We start from the raw sequence: 19,118 nt of genomic DNA, 5'->3' as shown, positions 1-19,118 counted from the left end.
TCATTTCTCAGGAAGGTCGCAATGAAATAGCGTTCCCGAGTTGCTCCGCCAACCAGCGATTCACACTTTACTCAAGAGCTTGCCTGAAAGGCACAAATCCTATTTGCGAACCTTGGGGCTTTTCCTGCCTCAAGGTGCGAAGCATTTCTTCGTACTCTCGTTCCATCTCCGGAGTAACCGATGGTCTCGTTTCCTGCAGGGCCTTTTCGAAATTTTCCTTGGTCACCATCGTCGCTTCCAGTGACGATCGAAGTGCGATCAGGCCCGCCCGCCTCGTCAAATCTTCGAGATCCGCGCCAGTAAATCGCTCAGTGTTCTCAGAAAGGTAATCCAGGTCTACATCGTTACTCAGAGGCATGTTTTTCGTGTGGATTTCTAAAATTTTGTGTCGTCCCTTGGCATCCGGAACTGGAACATAAACCAATTCGTCAAAACGTCCCGGCCGTAGTAGAGCCGGATCCAGAAGGTTTGGCCTGTTGGTTGCTGCCATCACAACAACACCTTGCATGTCATCAAGCCCGTCCATTTCCGCCAGCAACGTATTGACCACGCGCTCGGTTGCCGCTGGTTCACCCAAACCGCCACCTCTTGCGGGAGCTAGGGAGTCGATTTCATCGATGAAAATGACGGTAGGTGCAACTTGCCGTGCCCGTTCGAATAGCCGCGAGACCTGTTGCTCAGATTCGCCATACCACTTTGACAGAAGGTCAGACGATTTCGTCGCGACGAAGTTTGCCTCCGCTTCGCGAGCGACGGCTTTTGCCAGCAACGTCTTGCCTGTACCCGGTGGCCCAAAGAGGAGAAAGCCCTTAGCGGGTCTAATTCCCATGCGCTTGAACGATTCAGGCGACTTCAGTGGAAGTTCCACCCCCTCCCTCAGCCGCATCTGAGCATCGTCCAGACCACCGATGTCTGACCAACCAACGTTCGGCACCTGGATCATGATTTCGCGAAGCGCAGATGGTTGAATGCGCTTCAGGGCGCTGGTGAAGTCACTCTGTGTCACCTTGAGATTATCGAGCAACTCAGCTGGGATTCCCTCTTTAAGATTAACATTTGGCAGGATCCGGCGAAGACAATCCATCGCAGCTTCTCGACCCAGCGCACCAAGGTCTGCACCAACGAACCCGTATGTAGTCCGGGCGATCTCATCGAGATCGACGTCTTCCGCGAGCGGCATTCCGCGCGTGTGAATAGCCAGAACTTCTCGCCTGCCAGGTTGGTCGGGAACGCCAATCACGATTTCTCGGTCGAACCTGCCGGGACGGCGCAGAGCCTCATCAATCGCGTCACGGCGATTGGTTGCGCCGATGACAACGATATTCTGTCGCGGCTCCAACCCATCCATAAGGGTCAGGAGCTGGGCAACAATCCGCCTCTCAACCTCACCCGTAACTTGCTCTCGCTTGGGGGCGATGGAGTCGATCTCGTCGATGAAGATGATTGATGGAGCATTCTGTGCGGCCTCCTGAAAGACCTGGCGCAGGCGTTCTTCGGATTCGCCATAGCGGCTTCCCATTATCTCCGGCCCAGCAATATGAAAGAAACGAGCTTCTGTTTCGTTTGCAACCGCACGCGCAAGCAGAGTCTTGCCGGTCCCTGGGGGGCCGTGCAGCAGCACACCCTTTGGCGGATCGATACCCAACCGCTGAAAAAGTTCCGGGTGTCGCAACGGGAGTTCCACCATTTCCCGCACTTGCTCAACGGAGGAACCAAGGCCGCCAATGTCATCATAGGTAACGTCGGCGCGGCGAGCTTCCTTGGGATCCTCGAATTGTGGTCTGAGTTCGACTGTCGTGTGCTCGGTCATCTGAACGATGCCTCGCGGCTGCGTGGAAACGACTACAAGCCGGATCTCCTGGAGGCCGTACGCTGGCAGGTTTAACATTCCCCTCATAACATCATCGCTTCCGCGCAAGTCCGCACGGTTTATGCGTTGATGAACCGAGGTCGAAACAATGTCACCCGCGACCATTGGGCGACCAGAAAACGTTCGTTGGAGCGCATCCCCCGAGCCCTCCAGCCTCAGGTTCTTCTGTGCTGGCGCTAGAATGATGCGGGTAGCGGACCGGACTTCAGCTTTTTTGACTTCGATGTGATCGCCGCTAGTCGCACCCGCATTGACTCGTTGAAGGCCATCAAGCCTTACAATATTCAACCCTTCATCTTCCGAATAGCTTCGCATAGCGACGGCGGCAGTGTGGCGTTTACCAACCAGTTCGACAATTTCGCCCTCTTGAACGCCCATGGCGGCAAGCGTCTTTTGATTGATGCGAGCAAACCCTCCACCCGCATCTTGCGGACGGGTGTTCGCGACCTGCAGGGAGACAGTTTGATCTTCGAGGGCAGACATGTTTCCAAGTCCCTTTTTCGGCGAGCAATCACTCTGGAATATTCACAGGCACCAAGAGAGCCGCTCAACACAGTTGGCACGAATTGACCGGTTGTGATGCCCGGCCGACACATACCAGATAGCAGCGGAAACGGTTCTGAAGGCAACCACGACCAATCGGTGACTGATTCCACACCTCTGTATAGTAGACAAGATTCTGCGTGCATTGACCAAAGCGCTCCAAATTGGATTTGGGCAAAACTTTGCGATTGCGCTGCGCCTCCAAAAGTTCGCAACTATGGCAACTCGAAACACACAACTTTTATTGGCAATTCTCGCGCAATCATCCGCGGGCTGACGACACATTTCGACGCATTCCCGGCAGACATGTTTGTGGTGCTTCGTTCTTACGCATGCGATCCGGAAAAGGGGCGCCGCAGTCGCCGAACCCTCGATTTACGGCACCTACACCCTTGTATGATTTCAAAATTGCCGCCTTAAGCGTACTCAACACTCGCTGTTGCAGTCGAGGTGGTCACCAGCAATGGCGACGAGCCGCTCCTGGAAGCTAACCATAAGGGTTTTGATATGAGAGCGCATGGAACGTTTGGAGCACTGATCTTTATCCCATTGCTTATTCTAATCCCAACCGCTGCCCGTGCGAGTTTGGAACCGGCAACAATAGCACTAGATAACGCGCCCGAATCAGAGGGTGCCAATGTGGTTCTAATGTTCGCGACAGGCGTGAATTTGGCTGCTTCGACGATCGAAGTCATAGACTCTGAAAAGCATCAAATTCAGATCGACGCGCCTGAACTCGGCGAGAATGGAATGGACGTAAACATTCAGCTCCACGGCCCGCTTCCTCCCGGCATCTACACGATAAGATGGCGAGCGTTCTCTACCGATGGACGCTTAAGCCAAGGGAATTCAACATTCGACATCGAACCCTGACACTTGCTTATGGCTTATCGTATGGTTGTCCAATATGGCGATCGAAATGGTTAGGTGACCGAGACTTACAGCTAATTCAGGCGGCAGAATCCCACTGTTACAGTAAGGGTGCAAATGCCTACCTCGGTGTACCAGTCATTTGCTTCGCAAAACGGGGCTATGGCGTTGCGGTCTGCAGATCGATCATGTGCCACGCTTGACCCGGAAAAATTGCGAAAGCCGCGAGTGTTATGCAACTGGGAGCGATGAATGTACAATGCACGGCGCGATGGCGATGGAAATGGAGCATCGAACGCTATTCCTTCGATGGGAGCCATCGAAGGTCGGATTACTGTACTCGAAGTCGTCGCGACGACGTCGCTTCAACTCTTGTTGAAGGTGGGTGACAAGCATGCCGAGCACCATGTGCTTTCGGAAATTCGTCGGGCAATACGGGCCAAATGCGAAGAAACGCACCTGAGTGATTCCGACGCTGCCTCCGCAATCGGCTACGCTCAGGAATTGCTCGACGCGACTTTGGAAAGCATAGAGTTTGCTGATCCAAAATCGTTAAGCGACGACCTCTAATTGCTTGAATACCGGCGCTGCTGTGCAGCCAATATGTTGAATTTAGGGATCGGCGAGGCTGTCTGGATAATTCGATACGCCCAAGAAATGGTTTGAACTCCAAACGATAGAAATCCTGTTGGTGAACTCTGATGCGCAAAACAAAAACACCGTTCGAGACACGCTTTGGTAGCTCTGCTGCAACAGACTATGTGATTGTCATTGAGACGATCACAAAAGCTGACGGCGGAGGCTATTGCGCGATAGTACCGGATCTGAAGGGCTGTATGGCCGTTGGAGAAAGCTACGCAATCGTGATCGCAAATATCCGAGCCGCAATCGAGGAATGGATCACGGAGTCGAGTAGACTGGGCTACGACGTACCCTTGGCACCCTCTGCATTGCCGAACCCGTTCGACAGCCACATGTGAAAAATCTCGTCACCAATTGCTACGGACGCCGCTTCTTAACACTTGTTAACAGCGACAACGTTCGTAAAGCGGTACGACCTCAAAGCTCAACGACTTCCAGTTATTCCCACTTCATCACTTCCAATTCCAACAGAAAGGAATCTTCCATGCCAGAACTCGTAGTGATCGGATTCGACGATACCAACAAGGCAGACGCGGTACTAAACCACCTTCAGCAGCTCGAAAAAGAATACCTAATTGACCTTGAAGACGCTGTTGTCGCGATCCGTGATAACGAAGGCAAAGTTCGCCTGAAGCAAAGCCTGCAATTGACGGCTGTTGGCGCAGCCAGCGGCGGGCTCTCTGGCGCCATCTGGGGTTCGATCGTAGGCCTCTTGTTCCTCAACCCACTCGCAGGGATGGTTCTTGGCGGAGCCATTGGCGCTGGAACAGGAGCCCTTGCCGGTTCAATGTCTGACTATGGTATCAACGACGATCTGATCAAGCGTCTGGCCGAGACCATTCCAATCGATAGCTCCGCACTCTTCCTGCTGATACGGAAGGTGCAAACGGAAAAGGTCCTTGAGGAATTCAAGGGCGAACATGCTCGCGTCTTGCGAACATCGCTCTCTCCCCACCAGGAAAACAAACTTCGGGAACTGTTGGCAAACCAGGATGCCGCCCCTAGCTCAGCAAATTAAGTTAACTATTGAGGAGCCAACTTTTTCCCGCATTGATAAGGCTACGGTTGAGAAGCCGTAGCCCTCTCTGGCGCCAAGGCAACGTTACTTCATGCCTTATGGCGGTAAACTTGTTCGCTATGGAGAATACTGGTCTTGAACGAAAACTGAGGGGCTTCTGTTGGTTCGGACGACCAAAGGGACCGTAATGAAGTTGTTATTATTGTTCACCGCAATGGGATTATTTTGCAAGGACGCTGTAGCAACGGATTGATATGAATCCAAATCAATGACCTGTTCGGCGATCCACGAAAAGGTGGCATACAAAGGCGCGGTCGTGTCTATGTATCCTTCCACTCGTCCAGGTCTGGCTTTGTTTAATCGCTATGTCTCGAACTCCCTGTCGTGTCTTGGACAAGGCGCCCTGGGAAAGGCTAGTGTACCAACTATCGATGATCCTCGTTGCCCGGTGACGACGTGTTATTTGGTCACCGGCAAAGGCCCCGCCAAAAAGTACTAGCTCTCCGGATCCTTAAGAGGCAGCGCAGTGCGAGCAACTTGCCGTAAGTACGTCGCTTGCGGCTTCTGGCAAAATGCAGTTGGCGAAAAGCTTTGCGACACACACCGTATTGGAGGCGATCGATATCAACCCGTTTGTCCAATATCCAGACATTCATGCAATAGCGCACGGGCATCTCGAGCTAATTCTCTTCAGTCAACTTTCCAAAGCCTACGTTGAATGGAGAAGATCATGAAGAAGTCTGGTTATAGGGACGGCCCCGAAACTTCTGCCTCAACCGGATTCCCGCTAACAGTCATTTTTCTTTCGATGCTCGGTATACTGGGATACATGCTTCTCGGGGGTGAGTTCACCAACATTCCTCATCGCGAAGCGCGTGTCTTCGTCCCACTTCAGGGCGACACGACTGCGAAGCGGCCAGAGGCCGTCATTCACTAAACTTCTTATCAAGCTTTGCAGGTTCACTACCTTTATGATGACGTCAGCCTGCGGACACTCTTTTCACCGGCCGTTGTTATCACGAAGCGATGACGGAAGCGTATCGAACCCATTTGCGGAAACGCAGTGCAGTTTATTAAGATGGCTGTGTCGACCAAGGGCTGCACATCGCACCGCCTCTGTGGGATTTTGTTGGGATGGGGACCGGCATAGCGTTGTGACGAACCTCTTTTACACGCTGAGCGTCCCGTCAGGCCGTTTGATCGTGGATACCGACATTCCGGCAGCCTTACACAAATCCCGTTTCGCGTAGATCGCGCCAACCGCCTTGCAGCAGCTTTATCTGCCGGGTTCAGTCTCTCTGCTTGGCTGGTCGGTTCCGAAGCGATCAATGCGCCAGGCAGGAACGAAACGACGGGTTCGGTCCGTGTGCCCGCGGTCTGCGCTAGGTGCATTCTGCTGAGGCTAGATGTCGTGCCGAGCACTAACGGCAATCCACGCGCCTCCAGGAGTAGCCTCTTCCAGTAACGACAGTTTGTCGTCATCGGGCCAGTCACGCTGTCGCTCAACACCCGTTAAAATCTCCTTACCGCTCATAGTTCATCCCTGATGACGTGTCTAATGACAGAATTGGTGACGTAACGTCAGGTATTCGGCGAAATTCTTCAAGGCGGGTCCGCCGGACGCTTACGCTTCTTCCCATAGTCTCGGAGTTGATCCCCACGCTGCTTCGGGATTGGAGGCCGGTTGGATATTAAAGCTTTCCAAATTCTGCGTCTGGTGAAAACTCCGGACCAGGGGTGAAAAGTGTTGGCAGTAAATATCACTTGAAGAGAGCCTCCTGCTAATTCGGCCGCCGGATTGTCGATACACGGATTTTTGGCAAACCATGATCTCGCTTGGTCATGCGCGAGCGCTGGCTCTTGCGTCCATGAGAGTTCGGCAACAAGGGCTTTATCTCTCGTTAACTGAAAGATGTTTGCGACAACCTCAGTACGATTGTTCTAGATGGACGTTCCGGCCGTTGGTATTGTTTGCTTGGTCGGTCCGCCGGGCGTATCCGCGCCATTGAGCAATTCTATGCACCCTTTGCTGGGCGGGCCGACCACCCACAACCGGATCTGTCCGATTCAAATGTTCTCTGGCTTCTCCGCGGCGAGCGAAGCTTCGAGCTTTTTTCAGCTCAACGAGAACTGCGGGGTGGGCACCGGTCTTGGCGACCTGATTTGTGGGATCCATCCAGAAACATCGAGCTTATGCTGGACGAGATACAAGAGCCCTATCTGAAAAAGCCTTGTGCGGCATCTATCGCCACCACAAGCCTACATGACGCCGCCGAGGTTTTTGTCTTCAATTTTTTAAAATCGGCTGACAACCGTGGTGAGATGAAGACAGCTCTATCGAACAACTTCTGCGAAAAGTATGTCAAACAAGGTCGAAGCGGCTTGCGTTCATGACCTTTGTCCACGCCGCCACGAAATCATCTACGAATTGCTGCCGCGCGTCGAACTGGCCGTACACCTCAGCAAGCGCCCTGAGCTGAGCGTTAGAGCCAAAAATGAGGTCGATACGTGTTGCTGTCCACTTAAGGTCACCCGATTTCCGATCTCTGCCCTCGTACGAGTTTGGAGAACCCTCCGCCTCTTGCCAAACAACTCCGATATCGAGCAGGTTAACAAAGAAGTCGTTTGTAAGGGTCTCTGGACGCGTTGTGAACACGCCGTGCTGGGAACTACTGACATTTGCATTTAGCACACGCATACCCCCGACCAACACCGTCATCTCAGGCGCTGTCAGGTTTAGGAGCTGAGCCTTGTCGACTAGGAATGCCTCCGGCGATAAGGAGTAATTGCTTTTCTGGTAGTTGCGGAACCCATCGGCGATCGGTTCCAGGTAGGAAAACGAATGCACATCAGTCTGTTCTTGCGTTGCATCGGTGAAACCCGGTGCGAAAGGAACCTTGATGTGATAACCGCCGCTCGCGGCGGCCTTCTCGATCGCAGCAACGCCACCGAGTACAATCAAATCTGCTAGTGACACTCTCTTACCGCCAGGCTGTGCGTCGTTAAAGGCTTTCTTGATGCGCTCTAAGTTCGCCAGCACCGTCGCTAGCTGGCCAGGCATGTTCACGTCCCAATCCTTTTGGGGAGATAAACGGACTCGCGCTCCATTCGCGCCGCCGCGCTTATCGGAACCGCGGAAAGTCGAAGCCGACGCCCATGCGGTCGATACTAATTGTGAAACCGGGATCCCGGATGCAAGGATATTGGCTTTGAGGTCAGCAATGTCTTTTTCATCGATCAGTACATAGTTCACTTCTGGGACAGGATCCTGCCAGATCAGCACCTCATCCGGAACTTCCGGACCCAGATAGCGCGTGCGTGGGCCCATGTCGCGATGAGTTAGCTTGAACCAAGCCCGAGCGAATGCGTCGGCGAACTGGCTAGGATTCTGGTGGAAGTGCCTCGAAATCTTTTCGTAAATCGGGTCAAATCGCAGAGAGAGGTCTGTCGTCAGCATGGTCGGAGCGTGAAATCTCGACGAATCAGCGGCATGTGGAATCACGTTAGCCGAGTTCTTGGCAACCCATTGATGGGCCCCCGCCGGACTTTTGGATAGCTCCCACTCGTAGCCGAACAGGTTTTCAAAGAAGAAGTTGCTCCATTTCGTTGGCGTTTGCGTCCAAGTTACTTCTAGACCGCTACTAATCGTGTCGCCTCCTTTGCCGCTTTTGAAGCTGCTCCTCCATCCTAAGCCTTGCTCTTCGATACCCGCAGCTTCCGGTGGTGGGCCGACACTGCCTGAGTCACCTGCCCCGTGGGTCTTACCGAACGTGTGCCCACCGGCGATTAGAGCGACTGTTTCCTCATCGTTCATGGCCATCCGCGTGAAGGTTTCTCGGATGTCGCGGGCGGCGGCCAGCGGGTCTGGATTTCCGTCGGGACCCTCTGGATTGACGTAAATCAGCCCTAACTGAACAGCAGCCAGGGGTATTTCGAGCTCCCGGTCGCCTGAATAGCGGCTATTCTGCCTGTCGCTGGTCGCGAGCCATTCCGTTTCCGGTCCCCAATACACGTTCTCATCGGGCTGCCAAGTGTCCTCGCGACCCCCTGCGTAGCCAAAGGTTTTCAAACCCATTGACTCCAGCGCAACGGTCCCAGCAAGGATCAACAGGTCTGCCCAAGAGATTTTTCTACCGTATTTCTGCTTGATTGGCCAAAGAAGGCGGCGAGCTTTGTCAAGGTTGACGTTGTCGGGCCAACTATTGAGCGGTGCAAAGCGCTGTTGGCCGCCTCCGGCACCCCCACGGCCGTCCCCGATGCGATAGGTGCCTGCACCATGCCAAGACATACGGACGAAGAACCCGCCGTAGTGGCCGAAGTCGGCAGGCCACCAATCTTGCGAATCCGTCATCAAGACGTGCAGGTCTTTCTTCAGTGCATGCCAGTCAAGCTGCTTGAATTCTTTGGGGTAGTTAAACGCCATACCCATTGGGTTCGAAACGGATGAGCCCTGATGCAGAATGTTGACGTTAAGCTCATTCGGCCACCAATCGCGAATTGTCCTCCCGCCACCGGCCGTATGAGCAACAGGACACTTGCTCGAGTCGCTAATCTTCGGGTCCATATTCGATACTCCGTGCTTCGGGATAATTGCCGCATTGAGCAAAAGCTTGCGGCGGGATATGTGATCGATTTCTTTCCCAGAAAACACGGGCTCGCTTTACCCGAATCCTTGCTTTGATGGGTTTCATTTCATTGGATGGTGTTGTGGCTTCGTTAGCTGAACGCTGATCGGGTATGGCGCCGGAGATTTGTGATGCCACACCTCTTTTTAAACAACGCCGTGCCTACTCCTTACACACCAGCGGCGACAAAATCGGGCTCTGTTTCCACATCTGCGGCCCACAATCATTCACCGCTTAGGTCAGGAGCCATCATCGCGTTTGTCGGTACAGACTAAACGAGCCGTTGAGTGAGAATAACACCGACGTGCAGTTACGCGCCCATATTCAGGTGTAGGTTTTACAACACCAAGGGATGGATATCCCATTCGGCTATCCGACGCGCTGCATTCAATCAATTGGGATGTGGGTACCAGAGCAGCGAGACGCGGTAAGCAAACAACTTATGCATTGTCCGCCGAACGCTAATACGGCGACGCGCTATGTATACCGAGCCACAAGTCATGCCAACGGAAAACAGGACCGCGACCAATGTTCCGTAAAATACAATCCTCCCTGCAGCAAAGGATTGCACGCCCGCCTTTGCAAAAGCCGCTCTTTCGAGGAGTTCCGCCTTCGGAACGCCGTTCCATTAGACTTCGATTGCACTGCACCATCCGCGCTTAATGCCCAAGCTACAAGACGCCGCACGACAAGACGAAGGTTCAGTCATCGCGCTACCTCAGTATGGTTCTGTTAGGCGGCGGCGGAGCGTAACCTCATCGTTAAACGCCCACGAAGAGTAATAAAAAATGCAAATCCAGCCATCTAAAAAAATTCTGTCAAAGACGGATCTATACCGCGCCGTGATAGTTGCCTCGGCAATCGCTCTTACGGGCTGCGTTAGCAACGATTATGGCGCGAAGCATCAGCGCGAGCCGCTAAATGATTATGTGGACCACCATGGACCAGGGTCAAATCGGTAGGGGCTGATCCTGAACGCACGTTGTACCGTCTCTTTTCCCCGAAAATCGACGTTGGAGCCGGTTGATGATCCCACAGGTGATCATGTCCGCTATACTCGCACTTGCAATCGGTGGGGTTTTAAGCACGCTTTTACTTAGCGGTTCAGACCAACAGAGCCCTACCGGCGCACCGCTAGAGAGATCGCTCAAGGGGCTTCCACCGCACGTTTCCACCAGTAGAACTTGCCACGACAACCAGTTCGGCTCTCCCATCTGCACGGCGAAGGCTGCAGGTTTCCAGCCGATTAAAGTTTTTTCTTGCCCATACGAGACCTGTCGCTGATACAGAGATGTTAGCATCAGTGGCCGCCGCTACTAAGCCATTCCATTGGTCAGTGCGTGGTTCCGAATAAATCACTGGCTGCCACGACGAGCTCCCAATGCCCGTGTCCATACGTTGGTATCCGGTCCACCTCGAATGAGCGTCTTCCTGCCCTGGGCAGATATCTTCGCGCGGATATCCACAATAAATTGGTCAGCGCCGATCTGACCGTGATAAGCCAGCATCAGCCATCCACGGAACATAAATTAAGTCAGGAGACTAAGAATGAAAATCTTGTACCATGTCGGAAGACACGACAGTGGATTTGCTTATCGCTTGAATGACGTCTGGTCTGAAACATTTGCAAGCCATGCCACTGCGCTTTCCGCGGCAAAGTCAGCAGCTCAACGTCAACATCTTGAAGGCCAGGACGCCGAAATTTCTTATCAAGCTGCGGACGGCTCTTGGCATACCGAACATGCAGACGGCGGTGACCGGCCCGACACTGAAGTGATTGACGGCTGATCCATATCGTGTTTGGTGCGGACGCCAGCCAACAGGACGGGCAATGTGGAAAACAGCGAATGTTCCGGATCATCAACCAGCTTTAGAAACTGGCCGACTATGGCAGCCCGCTTAGGGTTGGCAATATCCTTTTCCGATCGTGCATTTGTGGAGGGCCTTCGCTTGGATGAGCTCCAACGAAAGTTTCGATACACGGAACCTTGCTTGCTCATTTTTACAAACGAAAGAAATTCTTTGCGTCGACGCACAGGCGAACAAATGTTCGGCGCACATCTTTCTTGCCTCAACGGTTTCGCGGTAAAATCACCAATTATCTGTCAGCGGTATCCGGAACTCCCATCTGGGTGAATAACATGCGCTGGCGCCGAATACTGCCTGTAGAAGGTCTGATTGAAATTTAAGCTCTAAAATCAATTAGAGGGCGGTCTGAATTCGCGCTGCTGTCTCCTAAGTAGTTGTAAACTAGAATATCCCCATTCAATTTGCTATAGATCCTCAAGTTTACTCTCGTGAGTTTATAAGGTGATCATGTGTATCAAATTGCTGCATCCATAACCACGCCGTTTGCCCTTGCTGCCTTGGCTCTTCTAATCTTGTCGACCGTGTTTACCGGCGTCATTCGTAGCCGCCCCGGAAAAAGTCCAGTTCTTAGAGAGATGGTGCGATACAGCTTCGTTCTTGGCCTGGCATTAGGCCTCGGAGCTATAGGGGCGTACGTTTTCACGACTGTTATCCTAACGGATTACAGAGTAAGCGGAAACGTTATCGACGACTCTAACAACGCGCCAGTCCAGGGCGCTCTTGTAAGCGTTCCGGGCGACAGCTCTCAAGAAGTCCGCCAAGACGGTTCCTATCTATTCACCTTGCCCCGCTCGCGTTTCTCGGATGGCTACACCTTGAACGTGAGCGATGATGCCTACCTTCCGTATTCAGTTCAGATTGTTCGCAATCTCACCGATCCGCTGACGATTAAGTTGAAACGGAGACCGCAAGAAGCCCCAATCTTTGAGGGATTCGTCAACCTGAACGTCGGGCATTGGATAGGTCGCCCAGCTATCCAGCTCGTTTTTAGCTTGAATAATCAAAACGATGGCGCCGTCGCTGTTCAGGCCATCAAGGGTTCTATAGCTGGACCAAATCTTCGAGGGCAAGCCTTCACTGCAATGCGGATCTTAGAAACTTTGCCAGCGCAGGCAGGGCCGGTACTCTATTTGCATAAGGGAAACACTGTACGTATAACCGGCAGCTTTTTCGAGCAAAACGATGACTTTTTAAGACTTAGCGCCAGAGTGAACCAGTGGATTGCAAGCCACCCCTCTTCGTTGGACCCGATGCTGCAAATTGATCGCCTCGAGCCGACGTTGGTGACCGACCTGCAAAGCACGGCAAATAACGAGTTTTTTTGGACAAAAGGTGATTGGGTTTTAACGCTTAGTTTTCAGTGTGCCGATGCCCTTCGGAAATACACCTTTTCCTTTGCTCTTACTGATGACCAAATCGTTCGGATGAAAAGCAATATCGCAGATTATCGGTACGGGTTTGGTGTCCTCGACGCTCTCCTGTTTGCTGGGACGGGGATCGATCGAGGCGTTGTCCATATCGATAACCCTAAAGCTCTGGCCGTCACCGATTGATCGGGAAGTCTCTAGATCAACTTCTCTGGGGCGTGAGATTGTGCTCACTCATCCATAGTTCGTTGGACTTGCCAAGCGAGAAAATGCAACTAAATTTCCAAAATTGGCAACGAATATAATTGTAGGTTCAAAGTGGCGACCAGTGTCGTGAAATGGTTCAATCATGAGAAGGGTTACGGGTTCATCGCGTCTGACGACAAAACTGGAGATATATTCGTGCATATCTCTGCTCTAGCGCGGTTAACCGATCTCCACGACGGCCAGAAGGTCGGTTTTGAACTGACCCAAGACCAAAGGACCGGAAAATCATCAGCGGACAATTGAAGGTCCTCTGAAGGGATCGTCCCGGATCTGGCAACCGGACAGCCTTGTGTTGTGAACTTGGCGGGCGAGATGGATTTTAAGGCTCCCGCATTCCCGCCCCCTCATGTAAGGCACAGCCAAGAAATTCTCGGAGACAACATGAGTGAGTCCATCACCCTTGCGGAGCGCTTGTCGAAGGCTCTGCGGGATTCCGATACTCTCGACAGCTGGAACCAAATTGGTGAAGGCTACAAAAGCCTGCGCGGCGAGGTCGAAGGCACAATTGCGCAGCTGAAAAAAAGCCACGTTAATCCTGCCACAGTCGTCGTCGTTATGGCGGAGGTTAATGGCGGTCTGCTAATGATCCGCAGTAGTTTACCCGACGGTTACGGTAAACTAGCACTTCCAGGCGGCTATCAAGGTGCGAACGAGACGTGGCAAGAAGCTGGCGTACGAGAGGTTTTTGAAGAGACTGGGGTTGTATTGGATCCCAAGAAGTTGATGCTTCAGTCGGTGGAGACGATCGAAGGGAACATCAATCTTCTGTTCGCCTTTCACACGAAGAAGATTTCCTGGGGCGACTTTGCACCGGACAAGAACAAGGTGTTGTCGGTCCACATTCAGACCGAAGCAGTCGAATGTGCGTTCGAGACTCACACCCGACACCTGCGAAGGTACTTTTCGTATCTGCGAAGACTTGTGTCGGCGGCCGTTTAGTAGCACCGCGTCGACCGACCGAAAGAGGTCGGTGCTATGCATGAAGCTATTCGCTGTCCCACCGCAGGTTCGCTGAGCTAAGATCACATTACTCCTGCCAGACCGCCGGGTGCTTCAAGTATTACCAAATCGTTCCAGCATCCCTCGGATCTGCAAATTCTGCTCTTGCAGTTGCCTCGTCCGCAACCCCTTCAACCGTCTATTCTCATCGTCAAGCGAATCCAAATCGTCTACATGTGGCTCAGTGGTAGAGGCGATCGACCGTCGAATGGACAAATTACCCTGACCTGCAGCGGACTGTTTGGCATTTGCTTTTCGCCGTGGCTTCAATCTAGTTTTTGTCCGCGGTTTGGTAGACGCCACAGTCGATTGCAAAGCGTGATCGGCTCTCAAACCGACACCGTTTTCATTAGGACGGATCTCGCCGACCTCGGCCGGTGAGCCTAAAATGGAGCTGTTGTCCGATCCGCTCTGGTCGCTGAAGTGATTTTCAGGAGCCGAGTTTGGAGGCAAATCGCTCACCGCGTTTAAAGGCTCCGCCACTGGCTTTCGCTCGAACAGATGTGGCGCTTGCGATTCTGCCTCTCGCGCGATTGCTTCAAGATCAGTGTCATTCCAGATCGAACCCGGCCTGACGGTTGTCCGTTTGCGTCCGGATTTTAGTTCGACAACGAAATTTCGTCGCTGTGTCGTCATTATTATCCCATTCTTGAGATTGAGGAGCTGATTTAAAACCGCTCGAACCGCCGAAGCATTTCCTTGAGCTGGGTATTCTGCAAACGCAGCTTCTGAGCCAATTGAAGCCTTAGCTGCTTTATATCCCCGTCAAGGTTGGCCGCGTTATTGTGAAATGGATCCTCGTGCGACACCGGTTGGCCACCTTCAACTTTATTTGTGGCGATACTGCTTCGCGCGGCGACATCAATGGGGTGTTTCTTCGCGCCAGCCGGAGGTCGGGGCTGTGATATCTTGGGTGACTTAACGCGCGTCGCGCTGTTTCGTGCCAACTCGGAGGGACCCGTGATAAGTTGATTTGCCTCTTCATCACCCTTCTGCGCCGCCTCAGCATCGGCCAACGTTGTAGTTGGCGGTGCATTATCATATTTAGGGACGGGTGCAGTCGTCTCCGCCACCAGTTGAGTTGGCTGCCCCTCGCCTTGGCTGGAACTCGTTGGCACCAGCGTTTTTGCAGCTGGAATTTTCTGCGCTTCCCCTTTACCTTCCGCGGCCTTCGTGAAGCTATCGGTCGGATTTTCTTGAGTTTCGTCCGACCGTCCTCGCGACGCCAGTTGAACGAGGAAGTTCCATGGTGATTTCATAGCGTTTTAACCTTGGGCAATCGGACTGCTATGTCGACGCAACTTTGCAATCGAACTCACGACATGAGTCGGGGAATTTATTGTAGAAATGCGGCCACAAGGGATCAGCAAGACGACCCGTTTTGCCACGCGATTTAGTTGAGCCCTAGCCGCTTCCGAAGATCGGCATTTTCAGCACGTAGCTTTTCCGACAAAGACTTGCGAAGTCGTTTGTTTTCCTCTTCCAGCTGAAGTAGGTCAGCCATCTCTTTACCAGCAGCAGAAACTGCGATTGGCGGTTGCGCTGTCGTTTTGATCTTTGCGATGGGCTTAACGCCATCGTTTTTTGAACGCTTGCCACTAGCTGCAGCTGCGGCAACTGGCTCCTTTGCGTTCCCAGTCTGTTCTGCACTTTTCTTCCGAAAAGCCCGCGTCGACTTCACGGTCGTCGCAGGCGATGCTGGAACCGCTTCGGCCGCAACCTTCGAGCGTCGTTTTGCACGCTGCTTTTTGGGTGCGGGCGTTATTGGGGCGTCCGTCGTCAAAACTTCAGCGGTGGAACCTATATTGTTTTCGTCTGCCATCAGTAATCTCCATCATCGGCTAAGTATCTTTTCTTCTGTCTGAATGTCGGTGTCAACACGATCGTAATCGACAGCCAAATGTGTAATTGAGATCGATTTATTTAGCCCAACGATGTGCACGGATCGCGAGGATGGGCGAGCAACATGTCACACAATATGCGGTGGCAGGGTAGAACCGCCACAAGGCCGTAGACTAAGAAATGCGGCGCATCCCTAGCTCTCGAATAGAAGTCCCAGCAGCGCTGTAATAGGCTCTCTTGGCGTCATACATCTGGACGTCGGCTCTTCTTACGACCGCTTCTATAGGCTCCCCCTGGTCGCTCGTCGCGAAACCGCATGACATGCTGAGCGGCAGACTGGAGTAAAACTGATTGTTGATTTTTAGGAGTTCGTTGATCGTTTCGACCATGGCGTCCGCTGCCTTCGTGTCCGCGCCTGGCATGAGGACCGCGAACTCATCTCCGCCAATTCGACACGCGTGGTTTGGCAAAGACACCGCGCCATTCAAGATTTCCCCAAAACGTCGCAATAACGAGTCGCCCGCATCATGACCTAAAAGATCATTGGCTCCCTTCAGGCCATTGAGATCAATCACGATTGCCGAAACAGGTCGCAACGATTTTCGCTCCAGTCGATTGAGTTCCTCGGCATAGAAGGCACGGTTAAACAATTTCGTCAGGACGTCGTGCTTTCCGAGGTATTCGAGATAAGCCTCTGCTTTCTTGCGAGCCGTAATGTCGGCTAGTGCGACCTGCACCCGTGACCAGTCCGCCTCGTGACCCGGGAAAACCGAGAAATGCAGGAGGATGTGGCGCACGGACCCATCGAGCGCGTAATTGATGACTTCGCGATGATGATGGAGATTTCCGTTCCAAAGCTCCATGAGCTGCTCTCGAAAAGGCTTCTCCATTTCATCACGGAAGATGTCGCTCAGGCGTTGAAGGAGCGTGGTTCGATCTACTGCGCCGAAAAGGTCAAGCGTGGCTTGGTTCACTTCGAGGACACGAATTTCGCTCATGCATTGCCTCACGAATTCGGGGTGGACGTCCATGAACGTCCGAAAATCGGTGATGCCTCTCCGCTGTATATCCTCGATCAAAAGCTTGATCTGGCTGAAATCCTCGATCCAGAGCGAAACCGGCGAGTGTTCAAAGATACCTTCTGCCTGGCGTCGTTGTTCAAGTTCGGCACGCCGGGCATCTTCTCGCGCGGTGATGTCTTCGGTCGTCAATAGCAGTCGGCCGAGGGTCGCCTCATAACCAGGCAATACGGTTCCGCGCAGCTGAATATCGAGCCGTTTTCCGGTTATCGTGTAATTCACGGTCGTGCTGGAAAACGAAATCTCGCCATCAAATAGTTGTGCGAGTTCAATGATATGAGTGTCCAGCATCTCGTCGCGGAATACGGTCGAGGCATTGGCGCGAAGCTCTTCAACGTTAGTGGCTTCGAATACCTCAAGCGTCTTTCTGTTCGCGTCCAGGATCTTAATGCGTTGCGAACACTCAGCCACTCGCCCTGCGTCCCCTCGAAGGAAGGTGCGGATATCGCTCACGCCTTGAGAACGCCATTGCTCGAACAGCACCTTAACGTCGCTGAAATCCTCAATCCACAACGGAATGGGCGCAAGATCGAACAGAACGGAATCTGGCACAGACGTCATTGAGCACCCTGAGAGTTAAATAAAGTGACGTGGTACTTTTACGGGGTCCAGATTAACGAACGGTAGTGCCCCCACCCTCTATGCCCGCATCGCTCCTTTGGGACGGATACCCCCCGGCGGGGTTACCTCGCTACCAGAAACCGCATTGGCCCACCCGCTTGGTGGAATTGGCATTGCTTTCACCAAGGACCGACAAATGAATTTACCTCCTAATACAATCATCGCAGTTGCTGATGCGAAAAGCTCCAGAACGATGGCGACGCTGCGAGCGTCAAGCTGACGGCACTGCCCCCGCAGAAATCGATAGTTCAAAAATTTCTTCCGGCGCCCGTCATTCAAGTAGCTCGGCGAACCCGGACGACAGCCAGCAGGACGACGATGGCTTCGGCTCCGGCGTCACTGATATGCTGAATAAGCAGGTGCTCGATGGCAAGATCAAAAGCCTCGTTATTGTCGCCGCGCCGCGTACGCTCGGGGAAATGCGCAAAGGCTACCGGACGATCTGATGAGGTGCGCTAACGCAAAACAAATAGCGCCCACCTAATCTATGGCAGCATTGTTAAACATCAGTAAAGACGGGGAAAACGCGCTAGCAACTTGAAAGCAAAAAGCATCGCTATGAACGGGCGGCTCGCTTGGAACATTGTTTCACGCCAATCGCAAGCCGCCCGTCCGCAATCTTCTATGCCCGGAACAGGCGCCTCAAGTTGGCAGAAACACTGTCACGAAATACCAAGAGAACGTCACGAATTACTGCCACGTGGGTAACGATCCAGTTGAACCAGCGGTAGCTCAATAATTGTGCTCGGCCAGCGTGGTAGATGCGTTCCACGAGAACAAATGTCATTAGGTGGGCGAAGACCAAAAGACCGATCCCGCTAACCACATGCCCCTGCGCAATGATGATCAATGAGATGATCTTCAGCGGCTCCGCGATGGCAAACGGAACGGCGAACAGAACCAGGACCGCCCAACGTGGCAGGCGACCAACCAGGACTTCGAACGCTTCCGTTACACGCCAGGATGTTATCCATGCCACTACCGGCCGATAAAGCGGTCGGGCGACCCAGTCGATCAGCAGAAAGATCGCCACAGCGACCCGTGGCAGTAGAAACAGGAGGTTCCTGATAGGCCGGTTTATGTTCAACTGTGTCGAACCCTCCAATGTTCAGAAGGATCCGACAACGTTGTTCGCACAAGCGCCTAGCAGGGCCTTATCCGCGCTTTGAAACACATTGGGGCCGGGGGCATGCTCGGCAAGGTGCCGCACATTTGGTGAACTACCGACAAGCATATGAGTGGGCGGAGGAGTTCCAGAAGCTTCGGTCGGCAGGTTTGGTTGCCCACGGTGTCCATAACTCTGCGGACGAGCGATCAGTTGATTTCCAGCTACGACGGCCTTGCCCAACGTTGCTGCCTTCGCTGTCCTTCTGCACGACGCGAGTATCATAATCTTGACGATCTTCTCGCATTTCGTTGAGCTTTGGCATGGCGCACTCCGACTTCGATCGACCATCAATGCCGCTTATTCCAGCGGCTCCATGGGACTTAACCATTTGTTAATGT

The 19,118-nt window shown here is 53.0% G+C and carries 16 protein-coding genes; 10 read left to right on the top strand and 6 right to left on the bottom strand.

Features of this window, described 5'->3' with window-relative positions; translation table 11 throughout:
• Positions 1 to 67: 67 nt before the first annotated feature.
• On the bottom strand, positions 68 to 2,353 hold the full coding sequence (locus tag CPY51_RS30050) for a CDC48 family AAA ATPase (RefSeq protein WP_111164021.1): 2,286 nt from the start codon (positions 2,351 to 2,353) through the stop codon (positions 68 to 70).
• A 510-nt stretch (positions 2,354 to 2,863) separates the two neighbouring features.
• Between CPY51_RS30050 and CPY51_RS30040 the strand changes: the two genes are divergently transcribed.
• The 5 genes from CPY51_RS30040 to CPY51_RS30015 all read left to right on the top strand — a co-directional run bounded on the left by CPY51_RS30040 (position 2,864) and on the right by CPY51_RS30015 (position 5,880).
• Positions 2,864 to 3,286 (top strand): copper resistance CopC family protein, encoded by a 423-nt coding sequence (locus CPY51_RS30040; RefSeq protein ID WP_111164020.1) that lies wholly within the window; start codon positions 2,864 to 2,866, stop codon positions 3,284 to 3,286.
• Between the two features lie 249 nt (positions 3,287 to 3,535).
• The gene (locus tag CPY51_RS30035; protein ID WP_111164019.1) at positions 3,536 to 3,853 is read left to right on the top strand and encodes a hypothetical protein; all 318 of its coding nucleotides are present in this window, start codon (positions 3,536 to 3,538) and stop codon (positions 3,851 to 3,853) included.
• A gap of 131 nt (positions 3,854 to 3,984) precedes the next feature.
• Positions 3,985 to 4,263 (top strand): type II toxin-antitoxin system HicB family antitoxin, encoded by a 279-nt coding sequence (locus CPY51_RS30030; protein ID WP_111164018.1) that lies wholly within the window; start codon positions 3,985 to 3,987, stop codon positions 4,261 to 4,263.
• A gap of 146 nt (positions 4,264 to 4,409) precedes the next feature.
• Positions 4,410 to 4,943 (top strand): DUF1269 domain-containing protein, encoded by a 534-nt coding sequence (locus CPY51_RS30025; RefSeq protein ID WP_111164017.1) that lies wholly within the window; start codon positions 4,410 to 4,412, stop codon positions 4,941 to 4,943.
• A gap of 730 nt (positions 4,944 to 5,673) precedes the next feature.
• Positions 5,674 to 5,880 carry a hypothetical protein gene (locus CPY51_RS30015; RefSeq protein ID WP_111164015.1) on the top strand — a complete coding sequence of 69 codons (207 nt, stop codon included), beginning with the start codon at positions 5,674 to 5,676 and terminating at the stop codon, positions 5,878 to 5,880.
• Between the two features lie 1,425 nt (positions 5,881 to 7,305).
• Here the strand turns inward: CPY51_RS30015 and katG are convergent.
• Positions 7,306 to 9,507: a catalase/peroxidase HPI gene (gene katG, locus CPY51_RS30010; protein WP_111164014.1), complete on the bottom strand. Its 2,202-nt coding sequence runs from the start codon at positions 9,505 to 9,507 to the stop codon at positions 7,306 to 7,308.
• A 1,609-nt stretch (positions 9,508 to 11,116) separates the two neighbouring features.
• Here katG and CPY51_RS30005 point away from each other — a divergent pair.
• The 4 genes from CPY51_RS30005 to CPY51_RS29990 all read left to right on the top strand — a co-directional run bounded on the left by CPY51_RS30005 (position 11,117) and on the right by CPY51_RS29990 (position 14,010).
• Positions 11,117 to 11,356, top strand: a complete 240-nt coding sequence (locus CPY51_RS30005) for a hypothetical protein (RefSeq protein ID WP_111164013.1) — start codon at positions 11,117 to 11,119, stop codon at positions 11,354 to 11,356.
• 530 nt (positions 11,357 to 11,886) lie between these two features.
• Positions 11,887 to 12,990 (top strand): carboxypeptidase-like regulatory domain-containing protein, encoded by a 1,104-nt coding sequence (locus tag CPY51_RS30000; protein WP_146260199.1) that lies wholly within the window; start codon positions 11,887 to 11,889, stop codon positions 12,988 to 12,990.
• 132 nt (positions 12,991 to 13,122) lie between these two features.
• Positions 13,123 to 13,314 (top strand): cold-shock protein, encoded by a 192-nt coding sequence (locus CPY51_RS29995; RefSeq protein WP_111164011.1) that lies wholly within the window; start codon positions 13,123 to 13,125, stop codon positions 13,312 to 13,314.
• Positions 13,315 to 13,452: 138 nt separating this feature from the next.
• Positions 13,453 to 14,010, top strand: a complete 558-nt coding sequence (locus tag CPY51_RS29990) for an NUDIX domain-containing protein (RefSeq protein ID WP_195909653.1) — start codon at positions 13,453 to 13,455, stop codon at positions 14,008 to 14,010.
• Positions 14,011 to 14,738: 728 nt separating this feature from the next.
• Here CPY51_RS29990 and CPY51_RS29985 read toward each other — a convergent pair.
• The 3 genes from CPY51_RS29985 to CPY51_RS29975 all read right to left on the bottom strand — a co-directional run bounded on the left by CPY51_RS29985 (position 14,739) and on the right by CPY51_RS29975 (position 17,552).
• Entirely contained in the window at positions 14,739 to 15,329 is a 591-nt protein-coding gene (locus CPY51_RS29985) for a hypothetical protein (RefSeq protein ID WP_111164009.1), read from the bottom strand.
• A gap of 134 nt (positions 15,330 to 15,463) precedes the next feature.
• A complete protein-coding gene (locus CPY51_RS29980) occupies positions 15,464 to 15,892 on the bottom strand; it encodes a SyrB-like regulator (RefSeq protein WP_111164008.1) in 429 nt (142 codons plus the stop codon).
• 193 nt (positions 15,893 to 16,085) lie between these two features.
• Positions 16,086 to 17,552 carry a sensor domain-containing diguanylate cyclase gene (locus CPY51_RS29975; RefSeq protein ID WP_111164007.1) on the bottom strand — a complete coding sequence of 489 codons (1,467 nt, stop codon included), beginning with the start codon at positions 17,550 to 17,552 and terminating at the stop codon, positions 16,086 to 16,088.
• A 233-nt stretch (positions 17,553 to 17,785) separates the two neighbouring features.
• Here CPY51_RS29975 and CPY51_RS29970 point away from each other — a divergent pair, with 233 nt between their 5' ends.
• Entirely contained in the window at positions 17,786 to 18,058 is a 273-nt protein-coding gene (locus CPY51_RS29970; protein WP_244598843.1) for a baeRF12 domain-containing protein, read from the top strand.
• Positions 18,059 to 18,234: 176 nt separating this feature from the next.
• Here CPY51_RS29970 and CPY51_RS29965 read toward each other — a convergent pair whose 3' ends face one another.
• On the bottom strand, positions 18,235 to 18,645 hold the full coding sequence (locus CPY51_RS29965; RefSeq protein ID WP_146260197.1) for a hypothetical protein: 411 nt from the start codon (positions 18,643 to 18,645) through the stop codon (positions 18,235 to 18,237).
• Between the last annotated feature and the right edge of the window lie 473 nt (positions 18,646 to 19,118).

This window comes from Arminella tubonensis, assembly GCF_003240585.1.
In the GTDB taxonomy this organism is placed as follows: Bacteria; Pseudomonadota; Alphaproteobacteria; order Rhizobiales; family Rhizobiaceae; genus Rhizobium; species Rhizobium tubonense.
This window is presented reverse-complemented; position numbering and strand designations above follow the sequence as displayed.

Excerpts from the sequence above, each read along its gene's own strand:
- CPY51_RS30050 (WP_111164021.1), bottom strand. The coding sequence starts at position 2,353 with ATGTCTGCCCTCGAAGATCAAACTGTCTCCCTGCAGGTCGCGAACACC.
- CPY51_RS30035 (WP_111164019.1), top strand. The coding sequence starts at position 3,536 with ATGTACAATGCACGGCGCGATGGCGATGGAAATGGAGCATCGAACGCT.
- CPY51_RS30030 (WP_111164018.1), top strand. The coding sequence starts at position 3,985 with ATGCGCAAAACAAAAACACCGTTCGAGACACGCTTTGGTAGCTCTGCT.
- CPY51_RS30025 (WP_111164017.1), top strand. The coding sequence starts at position 4,410 with ATGCCAGAACTCGTAGTGATCGGATTCGACGATACCAACAAGGCAGAC.
- CPY51_RS30015 (WP_111164015.1), top strand. The coding sequence starts at position 5,674 with ATGAAGAAGTCTGGTTATAGGGACGGCCCCGAAACTTCTGCCTCAACC.
- katG (WP_111164014.1), bottom strand. The coding sequence starts at position 9,507 with ATGGACCCGAAGATTAGCGACTCGAGCAAGTGTCCTGTTGCTCATACG.
- CPY51_RS30005 (WP_111164013.1), top strand. The coding sequence starts at position 11,117 with ATGAAAATCTTGTACCATGTCGGAAGACACGACAGTGGATTTGCTTAT.
- CPY51_RS29990 (WP_195909653.1), top strand. The coding sequence starts at position 13,453 with ATGAGTGAGTCCATCACCCTTGCGGAGCGCTTGTCGAAGGCTCTGCGG.
- CPY51_RS29985 (WP_111164009.1), bottom strand. The coding sequence starts at position 15,329 with ATGAAATCACCATGGAACTTCCTCGTTCAACTGGCGTCGCGAGGACGG.
- CPY51_RS29980 (WP_111164008.1), bottom strand. The coding sequence starts at position 15,892 with ATGGCAGACGAAAACAATATAGGTTCCACCGCTGAAGTTTTGACGACG.
- CPY51_RS29975 (WP_111164007.1), bottom strand. The coding sequence starts at position 17,552 with ATGACGTCTGTGCCAGATTCCGTTCTGTTCGATCTTGCGCCCATTCCG.
- CPY51_RS29970 (WP_244598843.1), top strand. The coding sequence starts at position 17,786 with ATGCGAAAAGCTCCAGAACGATGGCGACGCTGCGAGCGTCAAGCTGAC.